Here is a 23775-nt window from a genome sequence, read left to right as displayed (position 1 = left end):
ACCCTTTTGCCAACCGAGCAAGGGGGAAAACTTCACGAATTATTCACTCAAAACATAGCGATTATGAAACAAAAACAATTAGAGAGATGGGCTTATGCGAAGCCCGCAGTTGAGGCCATCCGTTTGGAACCTCACAGCGAATTGATGGACACCTCGTTCCCCAACAGCGGCGGACACAACAAGGCCGGCGACGACGGCGACGATCTGAGCGCCAAGCAAGGTTGGTTTGACGAAGACGAGGAAACCCTCAGCTCCGAGAGAACCCTTTGGGATTAGAGAGTTATTAATTTAGTAAAAACAGAAATGAAAGATTACATGAACATGAAGACAAACATTTTATCACTGCTCGCTTTCGCCGGCCTACTCACGTTTGTCGGCTGCGCCAACGACGACACAACAAATAACGACAAAGAGCCGGGCACCGAGGGCCTCACCGGCTTTGTCGTAGAAGAAGACAATGCAACCCGCACCACGGCCGAATACGACGGCTCGGGCTTGAAGTTCTTTTGGACGGCCAATGACCGCCTATGGGTCAACAACGGCACGTTGACACAAGATGCCAGCAACAATATTAGCTCGGTGCTCGTCAATAATCCTGCAAATGCCTCTGCCGTACAACGGGCAGCCAAAGCCAGATTCTGGTTCAGCGGCACCTTCACGGCATCGAGCTATCCCGTGCGCTACACGGGCAAGGGCAATGCCGACGGCGATAAAGTGACCATCAAAGCCGCACAGGCGCAAACCATCCCTAATGACGCGAGTCACATCGGTGAGGACGGCGACTGCGGCATAGCTACGGCCACGAAGCCCGCAGGAGACACCCAATACCACTTCACGCTCGACCATGAGGCGTCGTATCTCACCTTTATGCCTTACAATGCGCAAGGAAAACTGATCGGCGTACTCCAAAAGATCAAAGTCAGCGCCGACCAAGCCATTTGCGGCCAGTTCGATTTCAACGATGCGGGTATCGATACCGGAACCCGTCCCATCGCAGGCCCCACCACGCAAAACATTGAGTTGACCGTGAGCGGCTTCTCCATTCCCGCTGCAGCCACCAAGGAGACCAACGCTGCCACGATGGTGATCGCCCCGGGCGTCTACACCCACTTCACCGTGGAATACACCCTGCATGATCCCATAACAAACGTGGGTACAACAATCACCAAGCAATATCCGGGTACCGTCACGTGCACCAAAGGACGAAACAAAAAAGTCTCTCAGGACTTGAATATTACCGTCTACCACGCAACGAGTATTACTCGTGGGATGCCCAACAACAGTATTGGGCCGGCATGAGTGGGATAAATCCGGTTATGTGGCAGGTCAAGACCAACCTACGGTCAATAATTCAACAGTGGCTAGTGCCTATGCTCAAGATAACACTGATCCTCGCTGGTGGAGAGAGGACACTTCACTCCCGGCTCCTGCTGCTAATCACAGCTGTCAGAATTGCCCCAACGTGAACGAATGTATTTGGTATACCATGCAAGGCGATCCTCACTGGGATGAGCAAACACTCTGGGCCACGATGGGACACCTCTACAAGGCCGGCATGTGGTTTAAGAAAAAGGACAACATTTCAGGCTTTACTGCTTCCAACTATAACGGTACTGATTACCGTACCACAAGTGGTTTTTTCTTCGCCAACAATAGCACTCCCGGCAAGCCCAGCAATCTGAATGATTATTTCTATCTCCCCGCGCTTGGCACCTATTACAACGGTTTTCTAAGCGGTGTGGGCAGTGAAGGCTTCTACTGGACGAGTTCACCTACCGGGTATGTACACAGTGCAAACTGCTTGTTCTTTGATAGTAGCAATGGCGCGTCTGTGAGCGACAACGGTCGTGAAGCCGCTTTCCGACTGTGGACTGTCCAATAATTAAGTAGTCTGTGGGGGAGTTCCGAAGCTCGGAAAATGAGACAAAACAGCGTTTCGGCCGCGGCCGACGCGCAGAAAAAGACAAAAACTGTGTTTCGGCCTGGGCCGACGAGCAAAAAACAGTGAAAACTGTGTTTCGGCCCGGGTCGACAACCCCAAAATAGTAAAAACGGCGTTTCGGCCACGGCCGACGAGCAAAAAATCGAAAAAATGGCGTTTCGGCCATGGCCGACGGGCAAAAAACAGCAAAAATAAGTCATCGTACCCCTACGACGATCGAAAACGAGAAGGAACAGCTCGGCGTAGGGGTACAATCGATGGAAAATGGTGAAAGGAGACTTTCGTACCCCTACGATAAGCAGAAAATGAGAAAAACAGCTCGTCGTAGGGGTACGATCGACAAAAAATAGCAAAAGGAGATCTTCGTAGGGGTACGACGGGCAGCTTTCGCTGTCTTTTATCCGTCGTACCCCTACGATTTGCAATTATTGGGTGGGGAGTCTAACTGTTGATTTTATAAATGTGAGAGCACTTTCTCGATGACGAGGGGGAAATAGTCTTGTTCCAGGATATGCTCTTTGGCGGCAATGTCGTCGGGGGTATCGGCGGGGGTGAGGGGGTGTGAAACTGTGCGATGATTTCGCCTCCGTCGCAAATGGGACTTACCCAATGCACAGTCATTCCTGTCTCGGTCTCTTGTGCTCGTTTCACGGCTTCGTGCACATGGTGCCCATACATTCCTTTTCCGCCGAACTTGGGCAGTAAGGCGGGGTGGAGGTTGAGCATGCGATGGTCGTAGGCGCGAATGAGAAAGTTGGGAATCATTTGCAGAAAGCCTGCCAGCACGATGAAGTCGATGTGATAGCTTGCATGAGCGCCATCATTTGGGGTTCGTCGTTGAGGTGGTTGCGGGTCATCACGGTGCTCGGTATGCCGAGATTTTTTGCCCGTGTGAGTGCATAGGCGTCGATTCGGTTGCTCAGGACGAGTGCGATTTTCACGTGTGGGTGGTTGGCAAAATGGCGGATGATGTTTTCGCAATTGGTTCCGCTGCCTGAAACGAAGATGGCTACATTGATCATGGTTCGTCCTCCCAATTGTCATCGTCATCGAAGCCGAAGGTGATGGGGCCGGCAAAGGCGTCGAGTGAGCGCCGCTCTTTTTTAGTTGGGCGCCCGGTGCCTCGTGCTCGGTCGATAAATCCGCTGATGCGATTCATTTCTAATAATTCGTATTGCTTGGGATCGGTGACATTCTCGTAAATGTCGGGAATGAGTTTGGCACCGACTCGCTGTTCGATCGGTTTTAATACTTTGAAGGAATAAGTGACGGGTGGTTTGCGTACATTGATGGTTTCGCCGGTTTTGATGATGTGACTGGGTTTCATGGATATGCCGTTTTGGGTTACTCGTCCGTTTTTGCAGGCATCGGCTGCGATGGCTCGTGTTTTGAAGATGCGGGCGGCCCATAGCCATTTGTCGATGCGGGCGCTTCCTTGGGTGTCTTCCCATGAGGATGAGGCTGTCTTGGATGGATTGTTTTTATTGTTTGTCATGATTTTTGGAGGGGATGCCGATTAAACAGATTCATTGTGGTGTCGATACCGGCCAATACAAAACTCTTGATGATTTCGATGGCTGTGTCGATGCTGGGCTGTAAGGTTTTCATGTCTTCTTCGTCATATTTTCCCAGCACCCAGTCGATTTGTCGGCCGCGAGGAAATTCGTTGCCGATTCCCACTCGGAGTCGGGCATATTGCTGTCCGATGAGTTGTTGGATGTGTCCCAAACCGTTGTGCCCGCCGTTGCTGCCGGCAGCTTTCAGTCGTAGTGCACCGAGGGGAAGGGCAAGATCGTCGACGATGACGAGCAGATGGCTTTGGTCGATATTTTCTTTGGTGAGCCAATAGCGCACAGCATTCCCGCTGAGGTTCATAAAGGTTGTGGGTTTTAACAGGAAGATTCTTCGCCCTTTGAGCGATGTTTCGCCGATGAATCCATAACGTTTGTCTTCAAAAACAACATTGGATGCCTTTGCAAAGGCATCCAATATCATAAATCCAGTGTTGTGGCGGGTATTCGAATATTCGTCTCCGGGATTACCCAAACCAACGATCAAATATTTTTCCATTACTTATGATTCAGCAGCAGGCTCTTCTGCCGGCTCTTCTGTGGTCTCGGTTGCCGTAGCCATAGATGCAGCACGGGTCATCTTGATGGAGCAGACAACAACATCTTTGCTTGTGGTCAATTCTATTCCCTCATAACTCAGGTCTCCTACCTTGATACTCTTACCAATCTCCAATGCTTTCACATCGATGTCGAGATGCTCGGGAATTTGCTGATAAGGTGCTGTTACGTTGATCTTACGGATGGAAAGATTCATGCGTCCACCATCGCGCACACCTTGTGCAAGTCCTACCAACTTCACGGGAACACCGATTGTGATGGGCTTTTGGTCGTTCACCTCATAGAAGTCTACGTGCAGCAGTGCGTCTGTAACGGGATGGAATTGCAGTTCTTTCAGAATCGCAGTGTGGCTTTCGCCGTCGATGATGAGATTGATAACATAAATGTGGGGTGTGTAAACTATCTTGCGAAGCTCGCTCATCGACGAAGTAAATGCCAATGCCACGGGTTTGCCATCTTCTTTTGCCTCGCCATAAAGGTTACAGGGCACGAAACCTTCTTTTCTCAATGTCTTTGACGCTTTCTTTCCGAGGTCTGTACGCTTCTGACCTGATACATTAATTTCTTTCATACTGTGTTACTCTAAATTAAGTTGTTAATCATTCTTGCCTTAATTCGCCATCACACGATTCCTGGGATTAGCCGATAGGAACGCTTGTTCCCTCTGTAATCACTTTCATATAGATGTGCTCAAAAAAGCGATGCAAAGTTACACCTTTTCCGTGAGATGTGCAAAGTTTCTCTAAAAAAAGGCAGATTTCTTTTGGCTTTTCTTGCATGTAAATAGAAAAAGCTATATTTTTGCGTTGTAATTACAACAAAACACAAATCGCGTTAAGTTAAAGAGTAATGATCAACAGGGAATTAATCAGAATCAAGATAGTTCAGTTAACCTACGCATACTATCAAAACGGCAACAGAAATATGGATAATGCTGAGAAAGAATTGCTTTTCAGTTTATCAAAGGCTTACGATCTTTATAATTATCTTTTAGACTTAATCGTAGCGGTGACGCGTGTAGCCCGCAAGCACATTGAAGTTGCGACGGCGCGTGCACAACGTGAAGGTACGGAATTGCCATCGCAGAAATTCGCTTATAACAAATTTGCCGTCCAGCTCGAAGAGAATAAGATGCTTAATGGTTTTATCGAAGAGCAGAAACAGATGTGGGATGACAATGCTGAATTTGTGCGTAAACTTTATGCCCAAATTGAGCAAAGCGAAACTTATGAAAACTATATGGCCGACACGGAAGACTCTTATGAAGCCGACCGCGAAGTGTGGCGCAAACTCTATAAGCAGCTGATCCAGGAAAACGAAGACCTCGACACTTTGCTTGAAGAGAAGAGTCTCTATTGGAATGACGATAAAGAAGTGGTCGATACTTTTGTCTTGAAGACCATCAAGCGATTTGATCCGAAAAATAAAGCAAAGCAAGAACTCTTGCCCGAATATAAGGATGAAGAGGACAAGGATTTTGCTCGCAAATTGTTTCGGGCTACGATTCTCAATGCCGATACTTACCAGCACTATATGAGCGAGACATCGCGCAATTGGGATTTCTCACGTTTGGCTTATATGGATGTGGTCATTATGCAGATCGCGATTGCCGAGATGATGACGTTCCCCAATATTCCTGTCTCTGTGACCATCAATGAATATGTGGACTTAGCGAAACTTTACAGCACGCACAAGAGTGGCGGTTATATCAATGGGATGCTCGACTCGATTGCGCGGCATCTGATTCAGACCGGCAAATTGATGAAAGTTATGGATACGCCTAAACCCAAGAAAGCATCCGTGGATTCGAAGAAGCCAGTCGAGAACAAGAAAGAGACAGAAGAGAATGATAATAAAGAAGAAACAAATCAATAAATTTTAATAATGAACGAAATGTTATTAGCTGCACAGGCAGCACAGGGCGGTGGCTCTATGGGATTCTTAATCATGATGATTGCGATTTTCGCAATTATGTGGTTTTTTATGATTCGCCCCCAACAAAAGAAGCAAAAGGAGATCCGTGCGTTTCAAAATGCATTGCAGGAAGGATCAAAAGTGATCACCGGCGGCGGAATTTACGGAACCATCAAGCGTATAGACTTCACTGCAAATCTCGTTGATGTGGAAATCGCTCGTGGTGTGATCATCAGTGTAGATCGATCCTATATCTTTGCGGATGCCACTTCTTCGCAGGCATCCGGTGCAAAAGCATAATCGATGAATAGGCCGAAGATCGCGCAAATCAGTAAGACTGTCAGGAACTTTTTGTTTAGTTCGACGAACAAAGAGTTTCTGATTTTTTTGTTTTTCTTAGCTCTCAGCGGTGTGTTTTGGTTGATCATGACGCTCAACGAGACCTATGAACGCGAACTCTTTGTGCCTGTTCGGATGATGAATGTACCTAAAAATATTGTTATGACGGGCGATCTCGACGACTCCGTGCGCGTAGTCGTCCGTGATAAAGGATTCACGTTGTTGGCTTACGAGACCAGTCATCGGTTGCGTCCGATATATATCAACTTCTCAACGTATGCCAATCGTAATGCAGGACATGGTTTTGTGCCTCCGACCGACATTCAAAAACTTATTACTCAACAGTTGTATGGCTCGTCGAAGATTACTTCGGTGAAGACGGATGGTTTGCAATTCTATTTTAATTTTGGTCGATCCAAGCGCGTGCCAGTGCGATTGTCTGGGAGGATCAAGCCAGGTGACAGTTATTATTTGGCCCACGCGACATTCAGTCCCGACTCGGTGACGGTTTATGCGAGTCGCTCAGAATTGGATAAAATCAGCGTTGCCTATACCGATTTTCTTGAAATCAAGAACTTTCAAGACACTGTTGTTACGCGTGTCACATTGCGTCGAATACGCGGTGTGAAGTTTGTCCCGTCTGAGGTGCGTGTCACGCTCTATCCCGAGATCCTCACCGAAGAGAGTTTGGAGGTGCCGATCAGTGCCGTGAATGTACCGGCTGGTAAAGTGTTGCGGATGTTTCCCTCGCGGGTGAAAGTGAATTTTGTGGTGGGAGCCAGCCTATTTCGGTCGATCAATCCGACCGATTTCCGAGTTGTGGTTGACTATCGTGACATCATCGAAAATCCTTCCGACAAGTGTACGCTTTATTTGCGCGCATTTCCGCACGGTGTAACCAAACCTCGTCTCGATATTACCGAAGTGGATTATCTTGTCGAACAACAATGAGAATAGCTATTACGGGGGGAATTGGAAGCGGCAAGTCGTATGTCTGCAAAGAGCTTGCACGTCGGGGATTTAGCGTTTATGATTGCGACGAAGCAGCCAAACGATTGTTGCGCACGTCCCGACACCTGCAACAGGAATTGATTCGCTTGGTTGGCGCAGATGTATATAGAGATAAGGTGTTGCAGAAAGGTGTCTTATCCAAGTTTCTGCTGGCCAGTGAGAGGAACAAGCAGGCAGTCAACGATCTGATTCACCCCGCTGTGGCGAGGGATTTCGAACAGTCGGGCAAAGATTGGCTCGAGAGTGCTATCCTGTTTGACAGTGGCTTCTATCTTCGAATACATTTCGATCTGATTGTCTGTATCTCGGCTCCTTTGGACGTGCGAATCACTCGTATCATGGCCCGCGATGGAATTTCGCGCTCACGCGCTTTGGCTTGGATCAATGCCCAATGGCCCCAGGAAAAGATGATAGAGCATAGCGATTTCATTATCCAAAACGATGGCTCGAGCGATCTCGGAGCTGCTATCGATCGACTAATAAATCAACTGAATATACCAAAATAGTAAGAACAAGTATGGAAACAATTCTTTCAATTGCCGGGAAGCCCGGTTTGTATAAACTGGTCTCACGCGGAAAAGCTAATTTGATTGTCGAAGCGCTTGATGAAACGCATCGCAGGTTGCCCGCCTTTGCGAGTGACCGCGTGACCAGTCTCGGAGACATCGCCATCTATACCGACGACGAGGACATCCCTCTGTGGCAGGTGCTGAAAAGCGTGGGCGAAAAGGAACAAGGCAAGCAAAGTGCGCTCAATTATAAGAAGTGCACCAGCGGCGAACTGCGTGATTATTTCGCCGAAGTGCTCCCTGCCTATGATCGAGATCGTGTGCACGACAGCGATATCAAGAAGCTCATCCAGTGGTATAACATTCTTGTGAAATGCGGTATCACCGACTTTCAAGCTGCCTTGGCACCGGCCGAAAACGACGAAGAGAAGAAGGACTAAGCGCATTTGTTTGCTTTTGTATTCAAACGGCAGCGGATTACCATCGAGAGAGGTAATCCGCTGTTGTTTTTTGTCCTTTCTTTTATAGGGATTCCTTGATGATTCCCTATGGGGGAAGGTGAGTCCTATACGAGTTCTCCTCCATCCCTTATATCAAGCTCCCCGTGTGGTAAGGGAGGTGTCAGATCCTAAGAAAAGCAATAGGCCGGATATAAAAGGATAGGTCTCGAATATCATCCTAATTGAGGGGGCTGAGGAAGTAGTCTTCGAGCGCTTGGCCGGCAGCTCCGTCTGTGTTGGTGAGATCTTTCAGAATGTGCCCGTGCTCCATGAGCGTGATGCGGGTGCTGATGTCAACGGTGTGTTGCAGGTTGTGACTTGAAATCAGGATGGTGGCTCCGGTGGCACGATTGTAGTCGATGAGGAGACGCTTGAGGATGTTCTGGTCGATGGATCTAAGAAGTTGAACGGTTCGTCGAGGATCACTGTTTTGGGGTGATTGAAGAGGGCGGCAATGATGCCGATTTTTTGTTTATTGCCTGCGGAGAAGTCGCGGATCAACTTCCTATGCCCCAGGATTTCGCCGCTCATCAGCAAGGCGAACTCTTGGATGCGCTCAGTGATGAGCGTCTTGTCCATGGCGCAGACTTTGCCAATGAATTCGAAATATTCTTCGGGTGTGAGGAAGTCGATGAGAAAACTTTCGTCGATGTAGGCACCCGTAGTTTGCTTCCAATCTTCGGAGATCGCGGGATTGATCCCATCGATGGTGACTGTGCCTTCGTCGGCTTTGAGGAGGTCGAGGATGAGACGGAACAGGGTGGTTTTTCCTGCCCCGTTGTTACCCACAAGACCTAAGATCTCTCCGGAAAGGATTTGCAGTTCGGGAATATCCACTGCAATGTTTTCACCGAATGCTTTTTTGAGGTTGTTGATTTGAATGGGCATGTGAAAATGAATTTTTGATTAGAATTTGATGAGTGATGGCTCATCCAAGGGCTTGGAAACGTTGCCTGGTGATTTTTCTGCTCATCCGAGGCCTCGGAAACGCTGTCCGGCAAATTTTTCGTCAATCCGAGGCCTCGGATGAGTAGAAAAGTGAACGAGTAAACAAGAGCACTTGTTTACTCGTTCACTCCACTAAATTCCTCTGCCGTGACAGTTCTTAAACTTTTTACCGCTGCCGCAAGGACAGGGATCGTTGGGGCGAGGCATCTTGTCTTTGATATAAGGCGTGTGGTTTTGCCGCACATTTTCGCGCGTGTCTTGGTGGGCAGCTGCTTGCTGAGCCGGATCGCTGAGATTGTCTTTCTGCTCGGTGTAACGCTGGCTGCGCACTTCGGGTGCTGCCTCTTGCACTTCTTGTTGCAAGTCGGGGATTTGCCCGCGCATCAATATGCCGGAGATGCGATTGTTCATGTCGTTGACCATTGAATCGAAGAGTTTCACGCTTTCGAGTTTGAAGATGAGCAGGGGATCTTTCTGCTCGTAAGATGCGTTTTGGACACTGTGGCGAAGCTCGTCAAGTTGTCTCAGGTTTTCTTTCCAGCAGTCGTCGATAATGTGGAGCATGATCACTTTTTCAAACTGTTTGACCACAGATTTGGCTTCGCTGTCGTAGGCCTCTTTCAGATGGCAGGGGATGTTGAAGACCTGTCTTCCGTCAGTGATGGGGACCATGATGCGCTCGTATTTGCTGCCTTCGTTTTCCTCCACTTGTTTGATGATGGGGTAGGCGACGCTTTGTATACGGTCGGTCTTGCGCTTGAAGGTGGCCATTGCTTCTTGGAATGTGCGCTCTTCGAGTTCTTGTCGGTTGCCGTTGATAAACTCGTTTTCATCGAAAGGACATTCCATGGCCAGGACTTTGAGGAAGTCTTCTTTGCAACCTTCAAAGTCGTTCGACTCGATGATGTTGACCACTCGGTCCCAAATGATATTGGTGATGTCCATTCCGATTCGTTCGCCCATCAATGCGTGGCGGCGTTTCTCGTAGATCACGGTGCGCTGCTTGTTCATCACGTCGTCGTATTCCAAGAGATGCTTACGGATGCCGAAGTTGTTTTCTTCTACTTTCTTCTGTGCTCGCTCGATGCTTCGAGAAATCAGCGGACTCTCGATTCGTTCGTTTTCTTTGAGCCCGAGTCGATCCATCACACTGGCGATGCGCTCGGATGCGAAGAGACGCATGAGCTTGTCTTCCAGTGAAACGTAGAAGACGGAGGAGCCGGGGTCGCCTTGTCGTCCGGCACGTCCACGCAGCTGACGATCCACACGACGGCTCTCGTGTCGCTCCGTACCGATGATAGCCAAACCGCCGGCAGCTTTGACTTCGGGCGTGAGCTTGATGTCGGTACCACGTCCGGCCATGTTCGTCGCAATGGTTACGGCTCCCAGCATACGCTCTTCTTCGTGTGTGTTACCGTCCTCATCGGTAATGGTGCATTTACCGAGCGTGCTTCGACCTGCCTCTGCCACGATATTCGCTTCTTGCTGATGGAGCTTGGCATTGAGTACATTGTGAGGAATGTTGCGCAGTTTCAGCATGCGTGACAGCAACTCTGAGATTTCGACAGACGTCGTACCTACCAGGCAGGGACGTCCTTGATTGCGCATTTCAATGATTTCGTCGATTACGGCTGCATATTTTCCACGTGCTGTCTTATAGACGCGGTCGTCCATATCATTTCGCTGGATCGGTTTGTTGGTGGGAATTTCTACGACGTCCAATTTATAGATATCCCAGAATTCACCAGCTTCGGTGGATGCCGTACCCGTCATACCCGCCAGTTTGTGATACATACGGAAGTAGTTTTGCAGCGTAATGGTAGCAAAAGTCTGTGTGGCAGCTTCTACTTTGACATGTTCTTTGGCTTCGATAGCCTGATGGAGTCCGTCACTCCAACGGCGTCCTTCCATGATACGGCCCGTTTGTTCGTCGACAATTTTCACTTCGCCGTCCATCACCACATATTCGTCGTCTTTGTTGAACATCGTGTAGGCTTTCAGCAATTGCTGCAAAGTGTGTACGCGTTCGCTCTGAACGGCATAATGATTGAGCATCTCGTCTTTCTTGTCCAACTTGGTCTGCGCGTCAATTGTTGTGTCGGCTTCCAATGCCGAGAGTTGCGATGTGATGTCAGGAAGCACAAAAAGATCGCGGTCTTGCACCTGATTGGCCAACCAATCGGTACCTTTGTCGGTGAGATCACAGCTATTCAATTTCTCGTCTACCACAAAATAAAGTGGTTCGACAGCCTCGGGCATGCGACGGTTGTTGTTCTCCATATAGACTTCTTCCGTTTTCAGCATTCCGGACTTAATTCCTTCTTCGGAGAGAAATTTGATCAGCGGCTTGTTTTTGGGCAGACACTTGTATGATCTATACAGAGAGAGGAAACCTTCATCTGTCAGTTTCTGGTCTTTTTTCTCTTGTCCTTCGGCGATTTTGGTTCGGGCTTCGGCCAAGAATTGCGTCGCTAACTTACGTTGTACGTCGACCAAGCGCTCCACTAACGGTTGATACTCCTCAAACATTTGGTCGTCTCCTTTGGGAACAGGACCAGAGATGATGAGCGGTGTGCGTGCATCGTCGATCAAAACAGAGTCTACCTCATCCACAATGGCATAATTATGCGTGCGTTGTACGAGGTCGGCAGGCGAGATGGCCATATTGTCGCGCAGATAGTCGAAACCGAATTCATTGTTTGTTCCGAATGTAATGTCGGCCAGATAAGCTTTTCGACGTTCAGGCGAATTGGGCTGATGCTTATCGATACAGTCCACGGACAGACCGTTGAACATATACAGTGGCCCCATCCATTCAGAGTCACGCTTGGCCAAATAGTCGTTGACGGTCACGACATGAACGCCGTTTCCTGTCAGGGCATTGAGGAAAACGGGGAGCGTTGCCACCAAAGTTTTACCCTCACCAGTGGCCATCTCGGCAATCTTTCCTTGATGGAGAGCGATTCCTCCGAAGATTTGCACGTCGTAATGGACCATCTCCCATTTGAGATCATTGCCTCCGGCGGTCCAATGATTGTGATAAATCGCTTTATCGCCGTCGATGGTGATAAAATCGTTTGCAGGATTCCCCGCCAGTTCACGATCGAAATCCGTAGCAGTAACAACGGTTTCTTCATTCTCTGCAAACCTGCGGGCAGTATCTTTGACGATGCTAAAAGCAACGGGCATGACCTCATTCAAGGATTTCTCATACACTTCCAAGGCTTCTTTTTCGAGTTTGTCGATTTGGTTGAAAATCTCTTCGCGCTCATCAATGGGCGTATCTTCGATTTTCGATTTCAACTCTTCGATCTGTTGTTTCTGTTCTTTTGCAGAATCTTGGACGTATTTTTTGATCTCATTGGTCTTAGCGCGGAGCGCGTCGTTACTCAGTGACTGAATCTCTGGATACACCGCTTTCACTTTCTCAACAAGCGGTTGAATGAGTTTCATATCCCTTGATGATTTGTTGCCGAACAACGACTGCAAAATCTTACTTAAATTCATTATATCTTGTTTTATGAGTTTCTGAAAAATGCCCGACTGTATTTGATCTGTTCAAATAATCGGCGCAAAATTACGAATAAATTTTGATTTTAAGGCAAATTACATCTCTTTTGTAATTTGCAGAACCTCTTGAATTTCAGGGTAGAGGCTCGGCTTTGCAAGCATTGGGTGCTCTGATGTGAATGGTGCGTGCTATCGTAGGCGCAATTTGGTCTACGGTGACAGGTGTAGCGATGCGTCGTGGCTTGATACCCGCCCCATAAAAGATGATGGGAAATGGTATTAAGCTCGACCGCGAAACATAATTCTCTTGATTGTCTTCGTTGAGAAGTTTCCAGCCCGGTGCCACTTCGATGAGAATATCGCCGCTAATGGAAGCGTTATAACCATTGCGAAGTTTGGTGATGTCATTGCCGTTGGCCAACAATCGTTCGCTGGTGAAAACGTCGCTCACACCTGCATTCTGAATCAGAAAGTCTTGGCTGCGACTCAACACATCGCTGAGGTTGAGCCGTTTCTGCTCGATGAGATTGCGATTGAGATAAACTTCGTTGTGGAAACACGTCTCCACGTAACGTCCCTGACCGTAAATGGCACCGAGATAGATGTTGAGCAGTTTGGCTGTGCGGTTGATATAGAATGTGCCTGTGGGTATGCGGTATTTGGCATAATCGATGTTGGGCTCCTCATGATAACCCGAATTCGTGACAACAAACAGCACTCGATTCTTTCCCACGGTGGTTTCGATGTCGGTAATCAGGTCGGAGAGCAGTTTGTCTAATTGCAGATAAGCGCTCTCTGCGGCTGTCTTGGGATTGGATCCGGCCACAGGCTTGGCCGACAATGTCACTGACAATAAGTCGGTTGTCTCGTCTTTGCCCAGCGCATTGTCTTTAAGACAGGCTTTGGCAGCCTTGATAATGAAGCGTTTCGGGCCGAGATCGTGGACAGCTGTTGGCTGTTCACTTTGTTGAAAGCAGCTACCCAATTGCGCGTTTTGTCCGAATAGTAAGTCGAAGTCTCTAATCCGCTGCCTTTGTTGTCGATCCACAGCGCTCCGTCTGCGGCATGTCCGGCCGAGAAAACGGCTGCCACTTTATCGGGAGCGATGGCATAGATGAGGCTGTTCCATTGCTGGAAACCTTCATTTCATCGCCGATCGTAGAGGTGGACAGTCTTGACGGCGAAGTCGTATATTTTTGATCGTCTGTGCAAAACACTGGTCTGAGCGTGCTGCGATCGAGCCATTGTGTTGCCACGATACCATTATAATATGGTGTTGTACCCGTAGCGATCGAAGCGATAGCCGATGCTTCGTCTACCGGAGCAAACGGAAAGTCGGCTCCGTCATATACGCGCCCTTGCTGTAACAGTTTTCGCAGACCGCTGGAAGTATACATCGGGGCAAATGTCTCAATGTAATCCGAGCGCAGTTGGTCGATCGTAATGTTGACCACGAGTCTCGGAGCAGGTTGCAGCAGTTGTGCATTCGTCGTGGCAGTCAGCACTACCAGCAGAGCCGTTATATATCTGTTCATTTCTTTTGAGTTGTCAATCGTAGGGCCGATGTATATCTGATAAGCAAAGATAGTGCCACAATATTCATTCCTTCGGCATAATCTTGGATGATGTTACCAATAAAGAAGAGTAAAGTCAGGATTGTCATCGTGGGGAAAAGCCAGTATTGTTGTTTTGTGCGCAAAGCTTTGACGGCTGGCCAAATGAAGATAAGCGGTAGTGGATTAAGCACTAAGATTTGCAGGTTCAGGCTCACTGTGGGATGCTGTGAGAACACCATTGCAGTAAGGATAAGCCCGGCCAGTCCGCAACTAACCATTAATGAGGCGTCGAAAAGCCATAAATTGCAGTGCAAGAAACGCTCAATTGCAAGGCATATAACCGTTAATGAAAATAGGATCAACGAACACTCAATGGGACGAAGAGGAAAACCTGATTTTCGAGGTAAGGTCTGTTGCCTGAGCAATATCTCTGTTCGGGTTACTAATTTGCGTGTCGATCCGTCGGGAGCAGTGATATATGCGTGGTCGAAATCACGTCTCAAATTGTCTGGCAAGAACTCTTGTTGCTCAGTAGTGGTCTTGCAATCGGCTTTCACTCCAAGCAATATGTCGTTTCCGAACATAGCCCACGGGAAGTCTTTATCGCATTGGTGCACCATCTCACGATAGCTTGGAGCTGTTGTTTGTCGGTTGGCTGACGACACATTTCCGTCAATATGGCGGATGAGTATATCTCTTGCACGTGTTGTGCAATTGTCATAGAAATAATTATATCTGTAAACTCTATTTTCGGGCAGGTAATTCTCATCGATAGCCCGAGCTATTTGCAATTTCTCTTTTGCGGTCAGATCCAGTTCTTGTTGGATGATGCTGCGCCCCTCGTTACTGTATTGTGCAAAGAAATCATCAAAAGATTCGATGCTCATTTCATAATCGGTGAGACCGAAAACGAAGCGCAAGACAAAGAAAGATTTCTTGAATGAGAACATTCCATAGTTGATAACGAGATCTTCTCCACGATTTCGATCTTGGTATCTGATGGCTGTATGCCCGAAGAGATTGTACACTTCGTTTCCCGGTCCACATGTGAGCAGACTGACGCTGACAGAGTCTGTACTCGTAGAAAAAGGTATTTGAGATTGTGCTCGACCGTTATCTGTTAATAACAGAAAAATAAGCGGTAACGCGAACCTTAATATATCGTTGAAACGTTTCATGATGCAAAAATAACTTATAAATCTAACTTGGAGTTCCCTCATTTCGTTTTTTTTCGATATTTTTGCATCCAAAACTGAAACATAAGCGTACATGAAGAGAACTTTTTTTCGCCTCTTTGCTGGTAACCATGTCAATGACCGCGATGGCTCAAAGCGGTACTAATTCGCCATATAGCATGTATGGATTGGGCGTACTGGCTGATCAGACGAGCGGATTCAATCGTGGGATGAACGGATTGGGGCTTGGTTTTCGTGAGCATAACCAAGTGAATTTTCTCAACCCGGCATCTTACTCTTCCATAGATTCCCTTTCATTCATTTTCGATGCTGGTCTCTCGGGACAGATCACGAACTTTCAGGAAGGCGGAAAAAAGGTGAATGCCAAGAATGCAGACTTCGAATACGCTGTCGCCGGATTCCGTGCTTTCAAGCGCTTCGGTGTCAGTTTCGGTTTGATTCCTTACACGAATGTGGGGTATCGGTATGAAAACACGCAACGTGTGAGCCCGAACAGCAGCACCACTTCCACGATTTCATACTCGGGAAATGGTGGATTGCATCAGGTTTATGTAGGTTTTGGCTGGGAACTGATCAAAGGATTGTCCGTTGGAGCCAATGCTTCGTATCTGTGGGGCAACTATACGCGCTCTGTTCTCAATACTTACAGCGATTCTTATGTCAACACTTTGTCGCGGGTTTATACGGCAAACGTACATAATTATAAATTGGATTTCGGCTTGCAATATGTTGCACGGCTGTCTAAAAGCGACCAGTTGACACTCGGTTTAACTTACGGCTTAGGTCATAAACTCAATGCCAACCCAAAGTGTGAGATCGTTTCGACTAATCCGCAGACCCAAGTCTCTTACTCGAATGCTTACACAGCCGATAACGCTCTTGAACTCCCGACGTCTTATAGCGCAGGACTTGCATGGGATCACAAGCGTCAATGGAAAGTGGGCGTGGATTATAACCTGCAAAAATGGGCTGATGTGGTCTATCCTTTGTATCGTGTTGTGAACAATACACCACAATATTCGGCCGTAACCGGACAATTCAAGGATCGTCACAAATTGACACTGGGCGCCGAATTATGTCCAGGTGAGACATCCCGCAACTTCTTCAAGCGCGTGCATTATCGTGCCGGTGTCTCTTATGTGACACCTTATCTGATGATTAACGGAACAGAAGGGCCTAAGGAAATGAGTGCCAGTTTGGGTTTTGGAATACCTATTATCAACGGTATTAATAACCGTTCTATTCTCAATATCAGTGCGCAGTGGGTGCGGATGGACTCCAAGAGCTTGCTCCAAGAGAATACTTTTCGCATCAATATCGGTCTGACATTCAACGAACGATGGTTTGCTAAGTGGAAGGTAGATTAATGAAACACTTGCTTTCGTGTTCATTGCTCATCCTGACAGTTGCTTTTTTCACCTCATGTGAGGAACAACGGGCTCACACGGCACCCGGAATCTATCCGCGAGATTCGGTTGCCATGATGATCAGTTATGGCGTCAACACACTGATTTCGGATTCGGGTGTTATCAAATATCGCGTCGTTACCGAACGATGGGAAGTGAATAGGAATCGCCGTCCACCTCGATGGATCTTCGATAAGGGACTCTTCTTAGAGCAATTCGATGAAAAATTTCATGTGCAATCCTATATTCAGTGTGACACGGCCTATTATTATGAAGAGCAAAAGCTATGGGAACTCCATAGTCGTGTGCGTATTCTGACCAAAGACGGACTGCGATTCACCAGCGAACGATTGTTCTGGGATGAGAATCAACACGAACTTTACTCCAATGTTTTCTCTCGTTTGGTGACGCCCGATCGTCAATTGCAAGGCACTTATTTCCGTAGTGACGAGCGAATGACTCGTTATTTCGTGTCCAATAGTAAAGGTTCGTTTGCCCGAAGCGATTTTGAAAATTCGGGAGACACTCTCCAATCGGCACCCGATTCGACCAAGAGCATACTGCGAATGCGCACGTCTCCACAACGAAAGAGTATATCATCACCTCTGACTCATTAAATGGAAGAAGGAATAAGTATATCACTGATCATCGGAATCATTGTCACGATGGTGTTCTCGGCGTTTTTCTCGGGAATGGAAATCGCTTTCGTGACAAGCAACCGAATGCTGGCTGAAATGGATAAAGAGAAAGACGGACTTTCGCAGCGATTGCTTTCCGTGTTTTATCATCACCCCAATAACTTTGTCAGCACAATGCTGGTGGGCAATAACATAGCATTGGTTATTTACGGAATCTTGATAGCTAAGCTCTTCGACAATACGATATTCCGAGGTGCGGATGTTGCTTTCACGGTGCCGGCAGACACGATTCTCTCCACAGTCATTGTGCTTTTCACGGGCGAATTTCTTCCCAAGACATTGTTTAAAAGCAATCCTAACCGACTACTCACCATCTTTGCTGTGCCGGCTTATGTTTGTTACGTGGTGCTTTGGCCTATCAGCAAGTTCGCAACATCTTTATCGCGAATACTGTTGCGTTTGATTGGTATCAGAATGTCGAAAGAAAGTGCTGATGAAGCATTCACGAAAGTGGATTTAGACTATCTCGTCCAAACGAGTATAGACAATGCCCAAAGTGAAGATGATATCGAAGATGAGGTGAAAATCTTTCAGAACGCTTTGGATTTCACCGATACCAAGGTGCGCGACTGTATGGTGCCACGCACAGAAATCAATGCAGTCGACACTGATGATTGCTCGATTGAAGATCTAAAACAGAAATTCATTGAGAGCGGAAACTCCAAATTGATCGTTTATGAGGGTGATATCGATCACATTATCGGCTATATCCATTCGTCGGAAATGTTTAAAAATCCGGCGAATTGGCGCGACGGCATACGCACGATGCCGTTTGTGCCAGAGACGATGGCGGCTCCCAAGCTGATGCAGACATTCTTGCAGCAGAAGAAGAGTCTTGGAGTCGTGGTCGATGAGTTTGGTGGAACAAGTGGAATTGTATCATTGGAAGACATCGTCGAAGAAATATTTGGCGAGATCGAGAGAGCATGATAATGCAAAGTATGTGGCCAAACGGACAGATGACGGCGAGTTCATTCTCTCGGCACGTCTCGAAATCGACAAAGTCAATGATATGTTCGATCTTGATTTGCCCGAAAGCGATGAGTATATGACTGTCGGTGGACTGATATTACATTATTATCAGAGTTTTCCCAAGCTCAACGAAATTGTTAAGGTGGGCCGCTTTGAGTTTAGAATTATCAAGAATACCAGGACAAAGATTGAATTAGTAAAGCTAAAAGTGAATGATTGACAGCAGATTTAGGATGAAAAGTTCCTTTGTTTGCTAACTTTTTAGTATTTTTGTGCGCATTTTGTACAAAGATGAAAATAATAAGTAATTACATAAAACAATAAAGATTAATGGCAGCATTAGGAAAAATCAGAAGCAAAGGCGGCATTCTGGCCGGTATAATCGGATTCGCCTTGTTTGCTTTTATCGCCGAAGAGTTGTTCCGGTCGTGCGAGTCTACGCGTAATGAACAGCGACAACAGGTGGGCGAGGTATTAGGAGAGAAAATTAATGTCACTGACTTCCAGAAACTGGTAGACGAATACACGGAAGTGATCAAGATGCAACAAGGGCAGGAAAACCTGAACGATGACCAGATGAATCAAGTGAAAGATATGGTTTGGAATTCGTTTGTGCAGTCTAAACTCGTGGAGGACGAGGCCAAACGTTTGGGCCTGACAGTGACAGACGAGGAAATGCAGAACATTCTGAAAGCCGGTACCAATCCGATGCTCTTGCAGACTCCCTTTGTTGATCAGCAGACACGCCGTTTCGATGTCAATGCGTTGCAGAAGTTTTTAGCCGAATACAAAACCCAGTCGGGGACGAATCCGCAACTCACTGAACAATATAGCAGAATTTATAAATACTGGACTTTCATCGAGAAGACGCTCCGTCAGCAGACGCTTGCACAGAAATATCAAAGTCTTTTGGCGCATTGCCTGCTTTCAAATCCCATAGAAGCCAAGATGACTTTCAAAGATGAAAACGAAGAAAGCAATATCCAGCTCGCAGCATTCCCCTACACCGATATTGCGGATAACAAGGTGCAGATTAGCGATGCCGACTTGAAAGCGAAATACGATGAACTGAAACCGCGTTTCCGTCAGTATGTGGAGAGTCGCAGTGTTAAGTATGTCGATGTTCAGGTGGCTGCTTCACAGGCAGACCAAGCAGCGATTCAGAAAGAGATGAACGGCTATGCCAAAGATCTCGCAGCTGCTGCCGATCCCACCGAAGTGGTTCGCAAGAGCACTTCTTTGTTCCCTTACTTGGGCATTCCCGTATCTAAAAGCGCATTTCCGACAGACATCGCCGGCCGACTCGACTCCATGGCCGTAGGTCAGACTTATGGTCCTGTTACCAATAAAGACGACAACACGGTAAATATTGTCAAACTCGTGGCCAAGCAACAGCTTCCCGATTCGGTGGAATATCGCCAGATCCAAGTGGCCCGATCAACTCCGGAAGCCACTCGTAAGGCAGCAGACTCCATTTATACAGCTCTGCAAGGTGGTGCCGATTTTGCTGCCATTGCCAAGAAATATGGCCAGACAGGCGAGTCCACTTGGCTCACCACGCAGCAGTATCAGTTTGCGCCATCGCTCGACAAAGATTCCAAGAATTTGATTGGCACACTGAATACGCTTCCCGTTAAGGAAATCAGAAACATTCCCTTTGCTTCCGGCAATATCATCGTGCAGGTTCTCAATCGCAAGGGAATGGTCAATAAATACACTGCAGCAGTCATCAAGAAGAATATCGAATTCTCACGCAACACTTATTCGACTGCTTACAACAAGTTCAGTTCATTCGTCAGCGCCAATCAAACGGCTGACGACATCGTGAAGAATGCCGTGAAAAGCGGATACACCGTGCAGACAGTAGCCGACATCACAACGGCGCAGCACAATCTGGCAGGCATTCATGGCACTCGCGAAGCCTTGAAATGGCTCTTCGACGCCAAAGAGGGTGATGTGTCGCCGATGTACGAATGCGGCGATAATGATCATCTTCTCGTGGTGATCCTTGACAAAATCAATGCCGAAGGCTATCGCTCGCTAAAAGATCCGCAGGTCAACGCGATGGTCAAAGACGAAGTGATGAAAGACAAGAAAGCCGAAATGTTACTTGCCAAAGTCAACGGAGTCAACAGCCTCGCTGCTGCCCGAGCTAAGGGAGGCAAGCTCAGCACAGTCAATCAAGTGACCTTTGCCGCACCGGTTTTTGTTGCCACATCGGGTGCCAGCGAACCTGCATTGAGCGGAGCCGCAGCAGCCACGGGCAAGGGCAAGTTCTGCTCACAACCCGTCAAGGGAAATGCCGGCGTATATTTCGTACAAGTAACAGGCAAAACCATGCGTCCCGTGAAGTTTGATGAGAAGGCACAAGAGCAGAAGCTGCGCCAAAAGGCCATGCAATATGCTGCCAACTTCATGAACGAGCTTTATGTCAAAGCTGGCGTGGTGGACAATCGCTACCTCTTCTTCTGATGCGCTTGCGTATTTGAATATGAAGGAACGTTAAATGACGAATGATTGCGCTATCGCGCAATAAGAAAGTTACAAATGATCAATAAATAAATGACGGGTTGCTAATGCAACCCGTCATTCTTTTTATTATTCATTGCGCGCAAGGCGCGCAACCATTCGTCATTCAACAGTCAAAATTCAACATTGCGAAGCCTACGGCTTCGCTGGCTTCGCTACTCGTTCGTAGCTCACATCGTTAAGCTCAAAATACTTCTTCGAGAGCACCAAACGGAGAATCGGCTTGAGAATATGCTCCTTGGGATTGAATTTCGTTCCCTTGGGCACGGCCTTGCTCTTGAACGAAGGAATCAGCGTACCCATATCGCCGAACTCCACTGTGTCGCCGTTGGCCACGAAATCGCGCGCCGTATAAATGGCCTGGTTGATCACGGCCCCCACTTCTTGGGGCGAGAAAGTCGTGTTCTTCGCCACAGCATTGCAAAGTGTGCGGAAATCCACACGCTCGCGTCCTGTGGCCACGGCGATTTGCACTTCCTCGTTGTTGTTTTTGTCTCTCATTTTCAGTTTGCGCAGTTTCAGGATGTACTGCAAAGGTCTGTTTGCCATAATTTTTGTGTTTTTAAGATGAATAATAGCGGCCAGTCCGAATCAGTGCACGCACTGGTCGCGATGAATGTATGTTCTCTCTTCAATCAGTGCATGCACTCTTTCAAATCAGTGCATGCACTGTTTTGAATTAGTACATGCACTGTTTTCGATTAGTGCGTGCGTTTGTTTCATTCCTCTTGATAACTTGTTAAGATGGGATATCCCAAGGCTCACTGGGCACTCCACAGCGGGAATGAAGCTCCGCGACTTTGAGCTGCCATGGACACGTTGGCTTGACCGAAGTAAAAGAAATACGAAGTACTCACAGTTATAGGCGTACTCGACCAGTAAGTGCCGGAGCTCCCTATACTATAAACTGCCAACTCGCCACCAAGGTAATAACCCAAACATGGGAGGTAGAAATAATCGCTTAGGTTGCTGGGCTTACCCTGGGTGATAACAGAATTGTCGCAACTATTAATTGTGATACGGTAATCGGTGCCGTTATAATTGGAATCATTGAAGCCTGAGATATTGGCCTTTTTCTTAAGCCACATACCGCCAGTGTATAAGTGCCCCATGGTGGCCCAAAGGGTTGTGCCGTCCCAATGAGGATCGCCTTGCATGATGTACCAAGCACATTCGTTAGCATTGGGACAACCTGCGGCACTGCGGTTAGCGGCAGGAATAGGGAGGGAAGCATCCTCCCTATACCAGCGACTATCAGTGTTATTTTTAGGATAATTGCTGCTGGTAATACCGTAGACAGTGGGCTGCTGGCGTAGTGCAGTATTGGGATTATTCCACTCGTAACCTTTCCAATAATGCTGACCCACTGCAGCATCCCACATGTAATAACCGTTGCCGGGATAATTGGTTCGGGTGGGTGTCACATCGGCTGTGATATCGGTAACTGTGTTGGCAGCAAATGTGGCCGAGACGGTTTGGGTGAGCGTTGTCCCGACGTTGGTCGCAGGATCTTTCACATAACAATCAATCGTGAGCGTGTGAGTTCCCGGAGCGATGACCATATAGGCACTATTATCAGCGTCTGTGGTTGCATTGCCCATCGAAAAGCCATTGCCACTGCCGGTGGTTAGTGTGATGGTATTGGTACCGCCACTTTTCGGTGTGAGGCCGGTGCTTGCCAAGGTGTAGGTGCCAGCAATATCGTTATCAGAAGTTACAACTATCTTTTGTAAATAGAGATTCTTACCCAGCTCTGTGTTCTCATTGCGTGGCAAGATGCACAGGTAGGCGGCTTGATGTTTAAGTTTAAATGCAAACATGTTGCCGCTACCCGTAGCTGTTGCGGTGCCGCAATCGCCTGAAACGGCGAAATGATCTGTGTTATTGGGAGCACTTTGTATTTGTGTGGCAGCGATGGTTACTTCATCAGCCTTACTGCTGTTCTTACCCGTGTAAGTAACAGGATAGCTGGTGCCTGTGAATGTACTGGCGAAATAGAACTTGGCATAATCGGTTTTGCCCGTGATCGTGCTCGATGTACTACTCTCATGTGTGCCACCATTATCTACCCAGATGTTATCGTCTGTTGTCCAAAAGAACTTGCCACCGCCGCTTGCAGTTCGATCCATTGATGTGCGGGTGGCGGGTTCATCGCCACTCACAAAGGCAGTCAGACCTTTATTATCTTGATCATTATCTTTACTCATGTCTTCGTTTGCGCAGGCTGCTGTTAATAACAGAATTGCTGCAAATATCAGTTTTGTTTTCTTCATTGTTTCTTGTCTTTAAATTTGTTTATTCTTTCCACAGTTGATAATTCTCCTTTTCCTCGGGAGATGCTTCTTCTTCCTCCTCATCAAACCATCCTGGTTTGGCATTTCCAAGGGTTCCGCCATGTCCGGCATCTTCATGTTGACCACTAAGATTTAATAATCTCTCTGTCTGCAACTCACAGACTTCAACTACAGGCTTATGATAGCCCCTACTCTCTAAATAATTTTTGTTCATATACATTATGTTTTTGAATAAATAACCGTGCTTATTTTCCTTTTGTCGAGTAGAAAAAAGGGCACAAAAAGAAGAACAAAGGGAACTCCGAAAAGCCCTTTGTTTATT

The 23775-nt window shown here is 47.4% G+C and carries 21 protein-coding genes and 3 pseudogenes; 12 read left to right on the top strand and 12 right to left on the bottom strand.

The features are described 5' to 3' along the window. Positions 1-63: 63 nt before the first annotated feature. From JCM12259_RS09865 to JCM12259_RS14955, 3 genes are read left to right on the top strand one after another with little or no spacing between them, the layout of a single operon-like run. The gene (locus JCM12259_RS09865) at positions 64-276 is read left to right on the top strand and encodes a hypothetical protein (RefSeq protein ID WP_025066339.1); all 213 of its coding nucleotides are present in this window, start codon (positions 64-66) and stop codon (positions 274-276) included. Between the two features lie 27 nt (positions 277-303). After that, entirely contained in the window at positions 304-1299 is a 996-nt protein-coding gene (locus JCM12259_RS14960; RefSeq protein WP_051559324.1) for a hypothetical protein, read from the top strand. Then, the gene (locus tag JCM12259_RS14955) at positions 1286-1882 is read left to right on the top strand and encodes a hypothetical protein (protein ID WP_051559320.1); all 597 of its coding nucleotides are present in this window, start codon (positions 1286-1288) and stop codon (positions 1880-1882) included. The genes JCM12259_RS14960 and JCM12259_RS14955 overlap by 14 nt, the downstream gene beginning before the upstream one ends. Positions 1883-2383: 501 nt before the next feature. On the opposite strand, the pseudogene JCM12259_RS14950 reads toward JCM12259_RS14955, so the two are convergent. The 4 genes and pseudogenes from JCM12259_RS14950 to JCM12259_RS09835 all read right to left on the bottom strand — a co-directional run bounded on the left by JCM12259_RS14950 (position 2384) and on the right by JCM12259_RS09835 (position 4642). Then, a pseudogene (locus tag JCM12259_RS14950) lies at positions 2384-2964 on the bottom strand (formyltransferase family protein). Then, positions 2961-3437: an RNA-binding S4 domain-containing protein gene (locus JCM12259_RS09845; RefSeq protein ID WP_025066337.1), complete on the bottom strand. Its 477-nt coding sequence runs from the start codon at positions 3435-3437 to the stop codon at positions 2961-2963. Before JCM12259_RS09845 ends, JCM12259_RS14950 begins: the two are co-directional and overlap by 4 nt. Beyond that, positions 3434-4012, bottom strand: a complete 579-nt coding sequence (gene pth, locus JCM12259_RS09840) for an aminoacyl-tRNA hydrolase (protein ID WP_025066336.1) — start codon at positions 4010-4012, stop codon at positions 3434-3436. Before pth ends, JCM12259_RS09845 begins: the two co-directional genes overlap by 4 nt. A 3-nt stretch (positions 4013-4015) precedes the next feature. Then, positions 4016-4642, bottom strand: coding sequence for a 50S ribosomal protein L25/general stress protein Ctc (locus JCM12259_RS09835; protein WP_025066335.1), 627 nt, complete (start codon positions 4640-4642; stop codon positions 4016-4018). A 278-nt stretch (positions 4643-4920) separates the two neighbouring features. Here JCM12259_RS09835 and nusB point away from each other — a divergent pair, with 278 nt between their 5' ends. Genes nusB through JCM12259_RS09805 form a run of 5 tightly spaced genes read left to right on the top strand, consistent with a single transcriptional unit; the run spans position 4921 to position 8284 of the window. Beyond that, positions 4921-5946, top strand: coding sequence for a transcription antitermination factor NusB (nusB, locus tag JCM12259_RS09825; protein WP_025066334.1), 1026 nt, complete (start codon positions 4921-4923; stop codon positions 5944-5946). 9 nt (positions 5947-5955) lie between these two features. Next, positions 5956-6285 (top strand): preprotein translocase subunit YajC, encoded by a 330-nt coding sequence (yajC, locus tag JCM12259_RS09820; RefSeq protein WP_025066333.1) that lies wholly within the window; start codon positions 5956-5958, stop codon positions 6283-6285. Between the two features lie 3 nt (positions 6286-6288). Then, entirely contained in the window at positions 6289-7275 is a 987-nt protein-coding gene (locus JCM12259_RS09815) for a CdaR family protein (protein ID WP_025066332.1), read from the top strand. Further along, a complete protein-coding gene (gene coaE / locus JCM12259_RS09810; protein WP_025066331.1) occupies positions 7272-7841 on the top strand; it encodes a dephospho-CoA kinase in 570 nt (189 codons plus the stop codon). Before JCM12259_RS09815 ends, coaE begins: the two co-directional genes overlap by 4 nt. An 11-nt stretch (positions 7842-7852) precedes the next feature. After that, the gene (locus JCM12259_RS09805; RefSeq protein ID WP_025066330.1) at positions 7853-8284 is read left to right on the top strand and encodes a DUF5606 family protein; all 432 of its coding nucleotides are present in this window, start codon (positions 7853-7855) and stop codon (positions 8282-8284) included. 238 nt (positions 8285-8522) lie between these two features. Here JCM12259_RS09805 and JCM12259_RS14945 read toward each other — a convergent pair. From JCM12259_RS14945 to JCM12259_RS09785, 5 genes and pseudogenes are all read right to left on the bottom strand, one after another. Further along, positions 8523-9232, bottom strand: a pseudogene (locus tag JCM12259_RS14945) (ABC transporter ATP-binding protein). A 192-nt stretch (positions 9233-9424) separates the two neighbouring features. Continuing rightward, positions 9425-12799, bottom strand: a complete 3375-nt coding sequence (gene secA, locus JCM12259_RS09795) for a preprotein translocase subunit SecA (protein WP_025066329.1) — start codon at positions 12797-12799, stop codon at positions 9425-9427. A gap of 136 nt (positions 12800-12935) precedes the next feature. After that, a complete protein-coding gene (locus JCM12259_RS14940) occupies positions 12936-13850 on the bottom strand; it encodes an alkaline phosphatase family protein (RefSeq protein WP_309546420.1) in 915 nt (304 codons plus the stop codon). Then, positions 13822-14337: an alkaline phosphatase family protein gene (locus JCM12259_RS17650; protein WP_309546419.1), complete on the bottom strand. Its 516-nt coding sequence runs from the start codon at positions 14335-14337 to the stop codon at positions 13822-13824. The genes JCM12259_RS14940 and JCM12259_RS17650 overlap by 29 nt, the downstream gene beginning before the upstream one ends. Next, a complete protein-coding gene (locus tag JCM12259_RS09785) occupies positions 14334-15536 on the bottom strand; it encodes an Lnb N-terminal periplasmic domain-containing protein (RefSeq protein ID WP_025066328.1) in 1203 nt (400 codons plus the stop codon). Before JCM12259_RS09785 ends, JCM12259_RS17650 begins: the two co-directional genes overlap by 4 nt. 134 nt (positions 15537-15670) lie before the next feature. Between JCM12259_RS09785 and bamG the strand changes: the two genes are divergently transcribed. From bamG to JCM12259_RS09765, 4 genes and pseudogenes are all read left to right on the top strand, one after another. Further along, on the top strand, positions 15671-16921 hold the full coding sequence (gene bamG, locus JCM12259_RS09780) for a BamG family beta-barrel-assembly machinery protein (RefSeq protein ID WP_025066327.1): 1251 nt from the start codon (positions 15671-15673) through the stop codon (positions 16919-16921). Next, positions 16921-17577 carry an OstA-like protein gene (locus JCM12259_RS09775; protein ID WP_025066326.1) on the top strand — a complete coding sequence of 219 codons (657 nt, stop codon included), beginning with the start codon at positions 16921-16923 and terminating at the stop codon, positions 17575-17577. Before bamG ends, JCM12259_RS09775 begins: the two co-directional genes overlap by 1 nt. Continuing rightward, positions 17578-18850: pseudogene (locus JCM12259_RS14935) on the top strand (hemolysin family protein). It begins immediately after the preceding gene. Positions 18851-18960: 110 nt separating this feature from the next. Further along, a complete protein-coding gene (locus JCM12259_RS09765) occupies positions 18961-21102 on the top strand; it encodes a peptidylprolyl isomerase (protein WP_025066325.1) in 2142 nt (713 codons plus the stop codon). A 192-nt stretch (positions 21103-21294) separates the two neighbouring features. Here the strand turns inward: JCM12259_RS09765 and JCM12259_RS09760 are convergent, their stop codons facing one another. From JCM12259_RS09760 to JCM12259_RS09750, 3 genes are all read right to left on the bottom strand, one after another. Further along, positions 21295-21708 carry an HU family DNA-binding protein gene (locus tag JCM12259_RS09760; RefSeq protein WP_025066324.1) on the bottom strand — a complete coding sequence of 138 codons (414 nt, stop codon included), beginning with the start codon at positions 21706-21708 and terminating at the stop codon, positions 21295-21297. A gap of 212 nt (positions 21709-21920) precedes the next feature. Beyond that, positions 21921-23432: a hypothetical protein gene (locus tag JCM12259_RS09755; RefSeq protein ID WP_025066323.1), complete on the bottom strand. Its 1512-nt coding sequence runs from the start codon at positions 23430-23432 to the stop codon at positions 21921-21923. Between the two features lie 22 nt (positions 23433-23454). Continuing rightward, a partial coding sequence (locus tag JCM12259_RS09750) for a hypothetical protein (RefSeq protein ID WP_051559314.1) occupies positions 23455-23775 on the bottom strand: 321 nt, incomplete at its 5' end.

The sequence above is a fragment of the Hoylesella enoeca JCM 12259 genome (assembly GCF_000613405.1).
Lineage (GTDB): Bacteria > Bacteroidota > Bacteroidia > Bacteroidales > Bacteroidaceae > Prevotella > Prevotella enoeca.
Note: the sequence above shows the minus strand (reverse complement) of the source record. Positions and strands in the feature narration are given on the sequence as shown.

Coding starts and splice junctions, on each gene's coding strand:
- JCM12259_RS09865 (WP_025066339.1), top strand. CDS start 64: ATGAAACAAAAACAATTAGAGAGATGGGCTTATGCGAAGCCCGCAGTT.
- JCM12259_RS14960 (WP_051559324.1), top strand. CDS start 304: ATGAAAGATTACATGAACATGAAGACAAACATTTTATCACTGCTCGCT.
- JCM12259_RS09845 (WP_025066337.1), bottom strand. CDS start 3,437: ATGACAAACAATAAAAACAATCCATCCAAGACAGCCTCATCCTCATGG.
- pth (WP_025066336.1), bottom strand. CDS start 4,012: ATGGAAAAATATTTGATCGTTGGTTTGGGTAATCCCGGAGACGAATAT.
- JCM12259_RS09835 (WP_025066335.1), bottom strand. CDS start 4,642: ATGAAAGAAATTAATGTATCAGGTCAGAAGCGTACAGACCTCGGAAAG.
- nusB (WP_025066334.1), top strand. CDS start 4,921: ATGATCAACAGGGAATTAATCAGAATCAAGATAGTTCAGTTAACCTAC.
- yajC (WP_025066333.1), top strand. CDS start 5,956: ATGAACGAAATGTTATTAGCTGCACAGGCAGCACAGGGCGGTGGCTCT.
- JCM12259_RS09815 (WP_025066332.1), top strand. CDS start 6,289: ATGAATAGGCCGAAGATCGCGCAAATCAGTAAGACTGTCAGGAACTTT.
- coaE (WP_025066331.1), top strand. CDS start 7,272: ATGAGAATAGCTATTACGGGGGGAATTGGAAGCGGCAAGTCGTATGTC.
- JCM12259_RS09805 (WP_025066330.1), top strand. CDS start 7,853: ATGGAAACAATTCTTTCAATTGCCGGGAAGCCCGGTTTGTATAAACTG.
- secA (WP_025066329.1), bottom strand. CDS start 12,799: ATGAATTTAAGTAAGATTTTGCAGTCGTTGTTCGGCAACAAATCATCA.
- JCM12259_RS17650 (WP_309546419.1), bottom strand. CDS start 14,337: ATGAACAGATATATAACGGCTCTGCTGGTAGTGCTGACTGCCACGACG.
- JCM12259_RS09785 (WP_025066328.1), bottom strand. CDS start 15,536: ATGAAACGTTTCAACGATATATTAAGGTTCGCGTTACCGCTTATTTTT.
- bamG (WP_025066327.1), top strand. CDS start 15,671: ATGACCGCGATGGCTCAAAGCGGTACTAATTCGCCATATAGCATGTAT.
- JCM12259_RS09775 (WP_025066326.1), top strand. CDS start 16,921: ATGAAACACTTGCTTTCGTGTTCATTGCTCATCCTGACAGTTGCTTTT.
- JCM12259_RS09765 (WP_025066325.1), top strand. CDS start 18,961: ATGGCAGCATTAGGAAAAATCAGAAGCAAAGGCGGCATTCTGGCCGGT.
- JCM12259_RS09760 (WP_025066324.1), bottom strand. CDS start 21,708: ATGGCAAACAGACCTTTGCAGTACATCCTGAAACTGCGCAAACTGAAA.
- JCM12259_RS09755 (WP_025066323.1), bottom strand. CDS start 23,432: ATGAAGAAAACAAAACTGATATTTGCAGCAATTCTGTTATTAACAGCA.